This window comes from Oceanimonas pelagia (assembly GCF_030849025.1).
GTDB lineage: Bacteria > Pseudomonadota > Gammaproteobacteria > Enterobacterales > Aeromonadaceae > Oceanimonas > Oceanimonas pelagia.
This window is the reverse complement of the sequence record NZ_CP118224.1, coordinates 2,823,848-2,835,565: the sequence shown is the minus strand read 5'-3', so window position 1 is coordinate 2,835,565 and position 11,718 is coordinate 2,823,848. Positions and strand designations below refer to the sequence as shown.

At 61.9% G+C, this 11,718-nt stretch carries 10 protein-coding genes and 1 pseudogene; 9 read left to right on the top strand and 2 right to left on the bottom strand.

The window, feature by feature from the left end; translation table 11 throughout:
* Positions 1–12 precede the first annotated feature (12 nt).
* The 7 genes from PU634_RS13585 (at position 13) to PU634_RS13555 (ending at position 6,811) form a co-directional block, all read left to right on the top strand.
* On the top strand, positions 13–732 hold the full coding sequence (locus tag PU634_RS13585) for an MCP four helix bundle domain-containing protein (protein ID WP_306761321.1): 720 nt from the start codon (positions 13–15) through the stop codon (positions 730–732).
* Between the two features lie 111 nt (positions 733–843).
* Entirely contained in the window at positions 844–2,511 is a 1,668-nt protein-coding gene (locus PU634_RS13580; RefSeq protein WP_306761320.1) for a methyl-accepting chemotaxis protein, read from the top strand.
* A 92-nt stretch (positions 2,512–2,603) separates the two neighbouring features.
* Positions 2,604–3,353, top strand: coding sequence for a 1-acylglycerol-3-phosphate O-acyltransferase (locus tag PU634_RS13575; protein ID WP_306761319.1), 750 nt, complete (start codon positions 2,604–2,606; stop codon positions 3,351–3,353).
* A complete protein-coding gene (gene rraB, locus PU634_RS13570) occupies positions 3,350–3,709 on the top strand; it encodes a ribonuclease E inhibitor RraB (protein ID WP_306761318.1) in 360 nt (119 codons plus the stop codon). The genes PU634_RS13575 and rraB overlap by 4 nt, the downstream gene beginning before the upstream one ends.
* A 70-nt stretch (positions 3,710–3,779) precedes the next feature.
* The gene (locus tag PU634_RS13565) at positions 3,780–6,044 is read left to right on the top strand and encodes a DUF6351 family protein (protein WP_306761317.1); all 2,265 of its coding nucleotides are present in this window, start codon (positions 3,780–3,782) and stop codon (positions 6,042–6,044) included.
* A gap of 29 nt (positions 6,045–6,073) precedes the next feature.
* On the top strand, positions 6,074–6,475 hold the full coding sequence (locus PU634_RS13560) for a hypothetical protein (RefSeq protein WP_306761316.1): 402 nt from the start codon (positions 6,074–6,076) through the stop codon (positions 6,473–6,475).
* A 129-nt stretch (positions 6,476–6,604) separates the two neighbouring features.
* On the top strand, positions 6,605–6,811 hold the full coding sequence (locus PU634_RS13555) for a YMGG-like glycine zipper-containing protein (RefSeq protein WP_306761315.1): 207 nt from the start codon (positions 6,605–6,607) through the stop codon (positions 6,809–6,811).
* Positions 6,812–6,827: 16 nt separating this feature from the next.
* On the opposite strand, the gene PU634_RS13550 is transcribed toward PU634_RS13555, so the two are convergent.
* On the bottom strand, positions 6,828–7,295 hold the full coding sequence (locus tag PU634_RS13550; protein WP_306761314.1) for a CAP domain-containing protein: 468 nt from the start codon (positions 7,293–7,295) through the stop codon (positions 6,828–6,830).
* Positions 7,296–7,501: 206 nt separating this feature from the next.
* On the opposite strand from PU634_RS13550, the pseudogene PU634_RS17245 reads away from it, so the two are divergent.
* Positions 7,502–8,266, top strand: a pseudogene (locus tag PU634_RS17245) (PAS domain-containing protein); the annotation flags it as partial.
* Between the two features lie 3 nt (positions 8,267–8,269).
* Positions 8,270–8,803 (top strand): methyl-accepting chemotaxis protein, encoded by a 534-nt coding sequence (locus PU634_RS17240; protein ID WP_371319646.1) that lies wholly within the window; start codon positions 8,270–8,272, stop codon positions 8,801–8,803.
* A gap of 62 nt (positions 8,804–8,865) precedes the next feature.
* On the opposite strand, the gene PU634_RS13540 is transcribed toward PU634_RS17240, so the two are convergent.
* A complete protein-coding gene (locus PU634_RS13540) occupies positions 8,866–11,718 on the bottom strand; it encodes a valine--tRNA ligase (RefSeq protein ID WP_306761312.1) in 2,853 nt (950 codons plus the stop codon).

Here is an 11,718-nt window from a genome sequence, read left to right as displayed (position 1 = left end):
CAAGAGGCATTCATGCATCACAAGGTGGTTTTGCGGCTGGCATTTACCCTGGTGCCGGCGCTGCTGCTGGCAGGCGTAGTGGCGCTGGTGCTATTGCTGCGAGCGCAGCAGGCGTTGTATCAGGCTCAGCAGACGCGGTTTGAATATTTCGACTCGGCCAATCAGATTCGGTTGTTATCGGGGCAACTGAGCGCCGGTATTCGCAATTATGCCTATACCGGCTCGGAGCGCAGCCTGTCCCTGTATCGCCATGTGCTGGCCATGACCGAAGGACGTCATCCTCGAGATAACGGTCGTGCCGTGTCCAATGAACAGCTGCTGCGGGAAATGACCCTGACCCGGGAAGAGCTCAATCTGCTGGAGCGGGCGCGTCAGGCCACCCTGACCCTGGCCCGGCTGGAAGACGAGGCGCTGCGGCTGGTGGAAGCGGGGAACTATGCTCAGGCCCGGCAGAAGGTGTTTAACGCCGATTACGACAGCTACAGCGAGGTGGTGGCCGAGTCGGTCAACCAGTTTATCAGCCAGCTGGTGACCAGGCTGGACCGTAATATAGAGCGGGCGCGGCAACAGCACCATCATGCGATGATCGCCATGGTAATGATTTTCCTGGCGTTGATGCTGGCGGCAGGCGTGCTGTGGCTGGGGCTGCGACGGCACGCTCCTCAGCCCGCCGCCGGCCCCTGGCCGCTGTTTCCCGGTCAACCTCCCGGTATCCAGGTCCGGCATAAATAAGGCTTCGTTTTGAATTAACTTTTTATTTTGTTTTGGTTTCACCTGGAACATAATCCCGCCGTCTGTATTCAGTGGTAACGACCATATTTGCTTTGCAAGGAGAGGGGGAGCATGAAGGGCACAATGACCCTGAAGGGGGTAATTCGGCTGATTATTGTGGTGGCGCTGGGTTTTGCCCTGATCCTGGCCGGGACGCTGTATTTGTTGTTGCAGGCCCAGAATGAGGTGGAGCAGGCGCAGGATAAACAATTCGAGTATTTCAACTCCGCCAACCTGATGCGGGTGATGTCGAGTGAGCTCACTTCCAGCATTCGCAACTACGTGGCTACCTCCATGCCTCATGAATTGCAGAGCTATCAGCAGGTGCTCGCCATGACCGAAGGCAAGGCCGCACGGGTGGACGGCAAGACCCTGTCCAACGCTCAGATGCTCAAGGAGATGGAGCTGAGCGATGAAGAGCTGAGTACCCTGGAGCGGGGCCGCCAGGCCACCCTGACCATGGCCCGGCTGGAAGAAGAAGCGATAGAGCTGATGCTTGCCGGGCAGACCCGGGAAGCCTGGAACCGGGTATTCAGTGAAAGCTACGACAGCAGCAAACAGGTTATGCAGGATTCGGTGAACGACTTCATTTCCCTGTTGCTGACCCGGCTGGGGCGGGAGGTGGCCTCCGCCGAGCAGCAAAAGCGTACCGTGGTGATGGTGATGGTAGTCATGGCGGTGTTGCTGGTGCTGCTGAGCCTGTTGCTGGGCTGGGTATTGCGGCGCACCGTGCTGCAGCCGCTGGGGGCCGAGCCCGCCGAAATGGAGCGCATTGCCGGGGCCGTGGCCGCGGGCGATCTCGGCCTGCGCTTTCTGCCTAATGCTGCCGGGGTCTACGGCCGTCTGCAGCACATGACCGAGAAGCTGAGGGAGCTGGTGGGGCAGATCAACATGTCCAGCTCGGGGCTGGCTTCGGCGGCGGAAGAGACCTCGGCGGTGTCGTTGCAGACCAGTGCCAATCTGGAGCGTCAGCAACAGGATACCGAGCAGGTGGCCACCGCCATCAACCAGATGTCGGCCACGGTGCAGGAGGTGTCGCAGAATACCGCCCAGGCGGCGGAGTCGGCGAAGTCGGCCTTTGATGCCGCCGAGCAGGGGCGGCGGGTAGTGCTGCAAACGGTGGAGCACATTCAAAGCCTGGCGGAAGAGGTTGGCAGCACCAGTCTGGTGGTGCAGTCGCTGGCCGACAGCAGCACCCAAATCAGTACCGTGGTCGAGGTGATTCAGGAAATTGCCGACCGCACCAATCTGCTGGCGCTGAATGCCGCCATTGAGGCGGCCCGGGCCGGTGAGCAGGGCCGCGGCTTTGCGGTGGTGGCCGCCGAGGTACGCAATCTGGCCGAGCAGACCCAGCAGTCTTCCCAGGAAATCGTGACCACCATTGCCCGTCTTCAGGGCGATGCGGAAAAGGCGCGGGCGGCCATGGACAGTGGCCGTCAGCGGGCCGAGATCACGGTCGGACGGGCGCGTGAAGCGGAGCAGGCGCTGGAGATGATCAGTTCGGCGGTGCAGCTGATCCACGACATGAACACCCAGATCGCCAGCGCGGTGGAAGAGCAGGCCTCGGTCACCGAGAACATCAGCCGCAACATCACCAGCATTCATGGCATGGGCGAGGAAAACGCCGCCGGGGCGGAGCAGACCGCCAGCGCCAGCCGGGAGCTGGCGACCCTGGCGGAGCAGCTGCAGCTGGCGGTAAGCGGTTTTCGGCTGGAAGGCCTGAACAGCTACCGGTCCTGATTCGAACAGGGCCGGTTTCCCCCTGGCTGCCGGCCTTGTTCCCTTGGGAGGCGGTCAGTATACTGCCGTGTCTCAAATTGCGAGGATTGTTCATGTTAAAGCTGTTGCGGATACTCTTGCTGGGCCTGGCCATGGTCGTTGTTTTTGTGCTGGGCACCCTGCTGTGTCTGGTCCGTCCCCGCCATCCGAACAACGTTTATCTGCTCGGTCGCCTGTTTCACCTGGCCTGCCCGCTGGTGGGGCTCAAGGTCAGCGTTCGCGGGCGTGAACACGTCAAGGGTCTGGAATCGGCCATTTACATCGCCAACCACCAGAGCAACTGGGATATCATCACTCATCCGGGGGTGCTGTCGCCGCGTACCGTGGCCATCGGCAAGAACAGTCTGTTCTGGATCCCCCTGTTCGGCCCGCTGTTCTGGCTCAGTGGCAACCTGCTGATCAACCGGGAAAACAAGGCCAAGGCCGCCAGCACCATCGGCAAGGTGGTGGAGAGGATCCGCAGCCGCAGGCTGTCCATCTGGATGTTTCCCGAAGGCACCCGCAGCAAGGGCAAGGGGCTGCTGCCGTTCAAGACCGGCGCCTTTCACATCGCCCTGCAGGCGGGGGTGCCCATTGTTCCCATCGCCTGTTCCAGCTATTTTGGCCAGGTGGACCTGAATCGCTGGGACAACGGCGAGGTGCTGATCGATATCATGCCGCCCATCGACGTCAGCGACTGCCAGCCGGCGCAGCTGCGTGACCTGCTCAAACAGAGCCGCAAGCAGATTGCCGACGGCATTGCCCGCCTCGACCGGGAAGTCCGCCGCCCCGACTCTCTTACTCAATCCGGAGCCGAATCATGAGTCAAGCCACCGACTGGCGGGCCGAAACCCGCGATATCATCGAGTCCCTGCTGAACGACGGCAGCAATCCCGATGCCGAATACACCATCGAGCACCATTTCTCCGGGCAGAATTTTGCCAGGCTGGAAAAGGCGGCGGTGGACTGTTTCAAGGCCGGTTACGAAGTGACCGACGCCGAGGAGCTGACCCTGGAGCGGGGCCAGACCCTGCTGTGCTTTGACGCCGTGGCCGGCAGTGCCCTGGACGAAGAGCAGATCATGCAGCAAATTGAAGAGTTGCTGCCCATTGCCGAGAAATACGGCATCGATTACGACGGCTGGGGCACCTATTTCGAGGAAGGCGAGGAAGAGGAATAAGCTCAGGCCGGCGTGGCGCGACCGGCTCGGCTAAGCTTGATCCATATACGCATGGATCAAGGAGAGTACCATGTTACCCGGTCGCGCTGTGTTGCTGTTGTTTGTTCCCTTCCTGTTTGTGCTTTCCGGTTGCAGTGAAATTCAGGCCCGCCTGGGCCGGCATCTGCTGCCCGACCCGCCCGAGGTGGTGGTGGAAAGCCTGCCACCGGGCTATGATCCGGCCCAGCCCCTCCCGCCCTATGCCGGCCCTCATGCTTCTCTGGTCAGGCTCGATCTGGGCGCCTTTGACTTTCCGGTACCGCCCGGCGGAGTCGGACCGATCGACACTTCGCTGGGCCCGCTGCAATACCCCTTTTCCTGCAACACCGAAGAGTCGGGCCTGGGCCAGCCGCTGGTGGATAATCAGGATGGCATCGGCACCCCCGTGTATGCCGAGGAAAACGGCGTCAAGAACAGGCAGCAGTTGCTGGGTCACAGCAAGGATTGCCTGCTGCCTACCCGTCTCGACTATTACTACCGGGTCAAGGGCAAGGACGACTTTCGGCTGCTGCCTGCAGGCGACGTTCCCGAGGACATGGACTGGGTAGAGCGGGACGGTGAGCGTATTCCCTTTGTGCTGCGGGTGGAGCAGGGCACCATCAACCGTTTCGTGTACGTGCTCGCCATGCTGGCGGACCCAGGTACGCCGGTCACCGACACCCACAGCCCTTACTGGAACCGCAAGCTGATATTTCACTTCAAGGGCGGTGTCGGCATCGGCAAGCGTCAGGGCAAGATGAGTCTGGGCCGGGTGGGCAGCCGGCTGATCACCCAGCTGGCGCAGGGCTATGCCCTGGCGGGCTCCAGCGGCAACGTCACCAGCAACCACTACAACATGTGGCTGGCGGCCAATACCGCCGAGATGGTCAAGGCACAATTTGAATCCCGTTACGGCAAACCCGACTACACCATCGGCATTGGCGGCTCCGGCGGTGCCGTGCAGCAATATCTGTTCGCCCAGAACAAGCCCGGCCTGCTCGACGCCCTTATTCCCCAGTACAGCTACCCGGACATGATCACCCAGAGCATCTGGGCGCTGGACTGCGAGCTGTTCGAGTATTATTTCGACGTGACCGCCCGGGAAAACAAGCGCTGGGAGGTGCAGGAGAACCGCAGCCTGGTGATGGGGGTGTCGGCCAGCAGTGAGGTGGAGCACGAATTCAAGAAATACTACCGCTGGGCGCGCATGGCCGGGCTGGGACTGCGCCTGCCCGGGCTGCCGCCGGGCGCCACCGAGTGCTCCAAGAGCTGGCGTGGCCTGGCACCGCTGACCAACAACCCGCATTACTCCCACCGGGCTCATTACTATGCGCCGGCGGTGGTGGCCAAAGAGCGCTTCAGCCACTGGCACGATCTGGCTCATGTGTACGGGGTGGATGACAACGGCTATGCCCACCGCACCCACGACAATACCGGGGTGCAATACGGGCTCGATGCTCTGAAACGGGGCGATATTTCCGTCGCCGAGTTTTTTCACCTCAACGCCAACATCGGCAGCTGGAAACCGCCAGCCGAGATGGTGCAGGAAAAACTGTGGGTGCTGACCGGCGACGACAGCCTGGCCGGTGTTTCCATCTGGAGTGATCACAACATGCAGAAAACGCCGGGCAGCCCGGTGCCGCTGTGGGTGTTTGAGCGCAACCGGGCCGACCTTGTGAAAACGGCGCCCCGCAGCCGGGGCCACCGCGATGCCATTGCCGCCGCCTACCGTTCCGGTCATGTGTTTCTGGGTAATATCGATATTCCGGTGATCGATGTACGTCACTATCTTGACCCCGAGCTCGACATGCATCATTCCTACGCCACCCAGTCGGTATGGCTGCGTATGCAGGCCGCCAAAGGCAATGTCGACAACATGGTGATCTGGCAAAGCGGCAAGCCCTTTAATCCCAGTGACAGGGCCTTTGAGGTGCTGGATGAATGGCTGAGCAGCGGCCAGCGCCCGGCCAGCGCTCAGGATGCCTGCTGGACCGACAGCGGTGAACTGATCGCCGAGGGCGGTGAGGTGTGGAACGGCTCCTGGCGCGGGGATGCCGACACCGGTGCCTGCCTGCAGCGCTATCCGGCGTTTCGTTCACCCCGTAATGTGGCCGGTGCGCCGCTCACCGGTGAGCTGTTCCAGTGTGCCCTGATCCCGGTGGAGCTGGCGGTGGAACGGGGCATGTACGGCGCGCTCGACATGCGCCCTCATATGGCCATGCTGAGCAGGGTATTTCCGGATGGTGTCTGTGACTTTACCCAGGGCGATCAGGGGCGGCCAGGCCATGAGGAGATGGGGCTGAAGGCCATGCTATAGTGGCGCAAATCGTTATCGGGAGCGCCCATATGTATCCACCGCCGGATCCTCACATGCAGCTGTGGGACGAGTACAAATACCGCCATGATCATATCTGGCAAAAGCTGTTTCAGATCACCATTGCCGTGGTGCTGCTGGGCTCGGTGCCCTACCTCAAGCCCGAAATCACTCAGGTGCTGAAAGGCTGGATCCTGATCGCCCCCCTGCTGGGCACGGTACTGAGTCTGATAAGCCTGGTGCTGATGCATTTCGAGCTGACCCTGTTTGGCAAAATTGCTCAGGCGCACCGGGCTCACCAGCAGCAGCTGGGCCTGATTCAACACAGCCGGCACAACTATTTTCGTTATCTGGTGCTGATTTACGTGAGTTTTCTGCTGCTGGTCAGCATGGCCAACGTGGCGGTGGTGCGGCTGTTGTGGCTAGCGCCCTGAATCGCTGCGTCAACGGTGTGCACAGCGCCGCCGGCTGCCGCTGTCGCGCTGTGCGTCCACCGCATACACTTAATGCTGAGGCCGGGCGTTCTGTGCCCGCAGCGTGAACAGAGGTAATAAGAGATGGTTATGCATGGCAAAGTGAAAGCGGGTGTGGCGGCCGTGCTGCTGCTCGGGCTGTCGGCCTGTGCCAACATGTCCGACCGCGAGCGCAACACCGCCATCGGTGCCGGTGTGGGCGGCGTGGCCGGCTCGGTGCTGACCCACGGCAGTGCCGTGGGCACCATAGGCGGTGCCGTGGTGGGCGGTGTGATCGGCAACCAGGTCGACAAGTAACGCCGTTGCCGGGCGGTTACCAGGCGCTTTCGCCCAGGTAGTTGCCCGGCGGATAGTAATTGCACACCAGGATCATGAGGTTATTGCAGCTTGAGGTGGCGCAGCCCAGCTCTCGCGTGTCGGGCCAGATCATCTGGGTGTAGTGGCCCACCCTGGGCACCAGTTCCCGCGTCAGGGGCTGACCCGAGTAATGCCGTTTTTCGTCTTCCCAGCTTTTGACCCCGTCCAGCTCATCGTAATACCCGATGGTGCCCATAAACAGGTTTTCGCCAAAGCCAGAGCCCCGGCTGTGCTCGATATCGCAGCGCCGGCTTAATACCTGTGCCCAGCTGGCCGCCTGGGCCTCGGCCCGGGCCGACCAGACCAGCGGAGCGGCCCCCACCTCGGCCCGGGCCCGGTTGTGCGCTTGCAGCAATGGTTGTGGCAGGCCGGCTGTGGCAAACGCGGGCAGCAGTGCCATGATAATGGCCAGCAATACTGGCATGGAAACCTCCCGGAAATGCTGGTTCCTTCTCGTTTTCAGGTGAACATTCTTGCCGGACGCCCGGCACCGGCGTAGAAAGCGCGATCCGTGACGTCGTTTTGTACTAAATGTGTGGCTTTTTTGTATCCGCTGAAAGCAGATGCATGACGTTCGGGTCTACAGGTTCGCTTATCTTTTCGACAGCACAATTCAGAGAATAACCCAGAATGCTGACCAGCAGAAAACTCAAACAGGAAGTTGCCCATTACCGAGCTCGTTGCCAGCAACTCGGGGCCGAGCTGAATGCCATTCGCACTCATATGGCCACGATCGAATTTACTCCCGGCGGTGAGATCATTGACGCCAACCCGGCTTTTCTGGCGGTGGTCGGCTATGCCCTGGCCGAGCTGCAGGGCGAACATCATCGTCTGCTGTGTACGCCGGAGCAGGCTGCATCGGCTGAATACCGCCGGCTCTGGCAGCGGCTGCAGCAGGGCAAGGGGCAAACGGGTATTTTTGAACGACGGCATCGTGATGGCGGCGTCATCTGGCTGGAGGCCAGTTATGTTCCGGTGTGTGATGACGGCGGTGTGGTCACCAGGGTGGTCAAAATCGCCACCGAGGTCACTCGGCGCCAGCATGAGCAGGCGGCGCAGCAGGCGGTGCTGCATGCCCTGCATCGTTCCATGGCGGTGATTGAGTTTATGCCCGACGGGACCATTATTTCCGCCAACGACAATTTCCTCGCCGTCACCGGTTATCGTCTGGACCAGATCCAGGGCCAGCATCACCGGATGTTTTGTGATGAACAGTTCACCCGGGAGCAGCCGGCGTTCTGGCAGCAGCTGGCGGCCGGTGAACCCAAGTCGGGGCGCTTTCGCCGGCTCGATGCCCACGGCCGGGAGCTGTGGCTGGAAGCCACCTACAACCCTATTTGGAATGAGGCCGGCAAGGTGGAGAAGGTGGTCAAGTTTGCCAGCGACATCACCGAGCGGGTGCAGAAGGCAAAGCTGGCCCGGGAAGCCGCCGAACTGGCCAGCGTTACCGCCGGGCAGACTTCCCACATTGCCGAGCGTGGCAGTGCCGCGCTGAAGCTCTCGGTGGCCACCTCGGTCAGCATTGGCACCCGGCTGGAGCAGGCGGTTGAAGTGATAGTCCGACTCAACGAGCAGGCCCGCAGCATTGAGGAAATTGTGGCTACCATCAGCAGTGTGGCGGATCAGACCAACCTGCTGGCGCTCAATGCCGCCATTGAGGCGGCCCGGGCCGGAGCACAGGGGCGGGGTTTTGCAGTGGTGGCCGACGAGGTGCGTCAGCTCGCCGCGCGTACCAGCCGGGCCACCGGAGAGATCAACCAGGTCGTGCAGCAGAACCGGGAGCTGACCGGGCGTGTGTCTGATGCCATTATGCAGGTGACCGAGGTGGCCGAGCAGGGGCGCCGGCAGGTGGCCGAGGTGGAGAAGATCATGGAGGAGATTTATCAGGGAGCACTGGCGGTGCAACAGGCCGCCGCCAACGTGGGCCGCTGAGCCATCATAAAAAAGCCCCGGCATTGGCCGGGGCTTTGTGCGTAACGGGGGTACCGTCGTGATTACAGGCTGGCGATCTGCTCGCGCTGCTGCTCCAGCTTGCTCAGGGTGGCCTGGTAGTCGGCCAGTTTTTCCTGCTCCTTGGCCACCACCTCGGCGGGGGCCTTGGCCACGAAACCGGCGTTGTTGAGCTTGCCTTCCAGGCGCTTGATCTCCCCTTGAATCTTGCCCAGCTCTTTCTCAAGGCGTGAAAGTTCGGCATCCTTGTCGATCAGGCCGGCCATGGGCAGCAGCAGCTCGGTGTCGCCGATCAGCTGCTTGGTGGACACCGGCGCTTCCTCGTCGGCGGCCAGCAGGGTGATGGACTCCAGCTTGGCCATGGCCTTGAGGAAGGCGTCGTTGTCGGTGGCGCGGCGGGCGTCGTCCCCGGCGGGGCGCAGCAGCACGCTCAGGGCCTGGCCCGGGGGAATGTTCATCTCGGCGCGCAGGTTGCGAATGGACACGATAAAGCGCTTCACCCACTCCAGATCGGCCATGGCCTGCTCGTCCTGCTCGGCGGCATTCACCTCCGGGTAGGCGGCCAGCATGATGCTGTCGCCGCCGCGGCCGGCCAGCGGGGCTACCCGTTGCCAGATTTCCTCGGTGATGTAGGGCATGATCGGATGGGCCAGACGCAGCAGGGTTTCCAGCACCTCGATCAGGGTCTTGCGGGTGGCGCGCTGCTCGGCCTCGGAGCCGTGCCACAGCACCGGCTTGGTCAGCTCCAGATACCAGTCGCAGAACTGGTTCCAGATAAACTCGTACAGGGCACTGGCGGCGCGGTCAAAGCGGTAGCCGTCCAGCGCCTGACGCACATCGGCGATGGTGGCTTGCAGCTGGGCGCGAATCCAGCGATCCGCCAGCGAATACTGCAGCTCGCCGCCGCTCTGGCCACAATCCTGCTCCTCGGTGTTCATCAGCACATAGCGGGACGCGTTCCACAGCTTGTTGCAGAAGTTGCGGTAACCGTCCAGGCGCTTCATGTCCCAGTTGATATCGCGGCCGGTGGAGGCCATGGCGCACAGGGTAAAACGCAGGGCGTCGGTGCCGTGGGCCTCGATGCCGTCGGCGAACTCCTTGCGGGTGCGCTTTTCGATCTTGGCGGCCAGCTGGGGCTGCATCATGTTGCCGGTGCGCTTGGCTACCAGGGACTCCAGATCGATGCCGTCGATCATGTCGAGGGGATCCAGCACGTTGCCCTTGGACTTGGACATCTTGTCGCCGTTTTCGTCGCGGATCAGGCCGGTGACGTAAACAGTTTTGAACGGAACCTGTGGTTTGCCGTTTTCGTCCTTGATGAAGTGCATGGTCATCATGATCATGCGCGCCACCCAGAAGAAGATGATGTCAAAGCCGGTGACCAGCACGCTGGAAGGGTGGAAGGTTTTGAGCTCCGGGGTCTGCTCCGGCCAGCCCAGGGTGGAGAAGGTCCACAGCGCCGAGCTGAACCAGGTGTCGAGCACGTCTTCGTCCTGGCTCAGCACCACGTCGTCGCTCAGGTTGTGGGCGGCGCGCACTTCGGCCTCGTCCCGGCCCACATAGACCTTGCCGGACTCGTCGTACCAGGCGGGAATGCGGTGGCCCCACCACAGCTGGCGGGAGATGCACCAGTCCTGAATGTCGCGCATCCAGGAGAAGTACATGTTCTCGTACTGCTTGGGTACGAACTGGATTTCGCCGTCTTCTACCGCCTGAGTCGCTACCTTGGCCAGGGGCGCGGCGCGTACGTACCACTGATCGGTGAGCATGGGCTCGATCACCACGCCACCGCGGTCGCCGTAGGGCACGGTGAGGTCGTGATCCTTGATGCTGTCGAGCAGTCCCAGGCTTTCCAGCTCGGCCACCACGGCGCTGCGGGCTTCAAAGCGGTCCAGGCCACGGTAGGCGGCGGGCAGCTCGGGGCTGTACACATCGGACGGCTCGCCGGTGGTGGTGAACACTTCGGCTTCATCGCGAATGGCGGCGTCAAAGGTCAGCACATTGATCATCGGCAGGCCGTGACGCTTGCCCACTTCGTAGTCGTTGAAGTCGTGGGCCGGGGTGATCTTCACGCAGCCGGTGCCCTTTTCCATGTCGGCGTGGTCGTCGCCCACGATGGGGATGCGGCGGTTGACGATGGGCAGAATGATGTCCTTGCCGATCAAGTCCTTGTAGCGCGGATCAGCCGGGTTCACCGCCACCGCGGTGTCGCCCAGCATGGTTTCCGGACGGGTGGTGGCTACCACCAGGTAGTCCTTGCCATCGGCGGTTTTCACGCCGTCGGCCAGCGGGTAGCGGAAGTGCCACATGTGGCCCTTCTTGTCCTTGTTTTCCACTTCCAGATCGGAGATGGCGGTGTGCAGCTTGGGATCCCAGTTCACCAGGCGTTTGCCGCGGTAGATGAGATCGTCTTCATACAGGCGCACGAACACTTCCTTCACCGCGTTGGACAGGCCCTCGTCCATGGTGAAGCGCTCGCGATCCCAGTCTACCGAGGCACCGAGGCGACGCAGCTGCTGGGTGATGGTGCCGCCGGATTCCTTTTTCCACTCCCAGATCTTGTCGATAAAGGCGTCACGGCCGTAGTCGTGGCGGGTCTTGCCTTCCTCGGCAGCGATCTTGCGCTCCACCACCATCTGGGTGGCGATGCCGGCGTGATCGGTGCCCACCTGCCACAGGGTGTTTTTGCCCTGCATGCGCTGGTAGCGGATCAGGGTGTCCATGATGGAGTCCTGAAAGGCGTGGCCCATGTGCAGGCTGCCGGTGACGTTGGGCGGTGGGATCATGATGCTGTAGGCATCTTTGCTGGTGTCGCCGTGGGGCTTGAAGTAACCCTTGCTTTCCCATTGCTGGTACAGGGCCTGCTCGATGGCGTTGGGATTAAAAGTCTTTTCCAT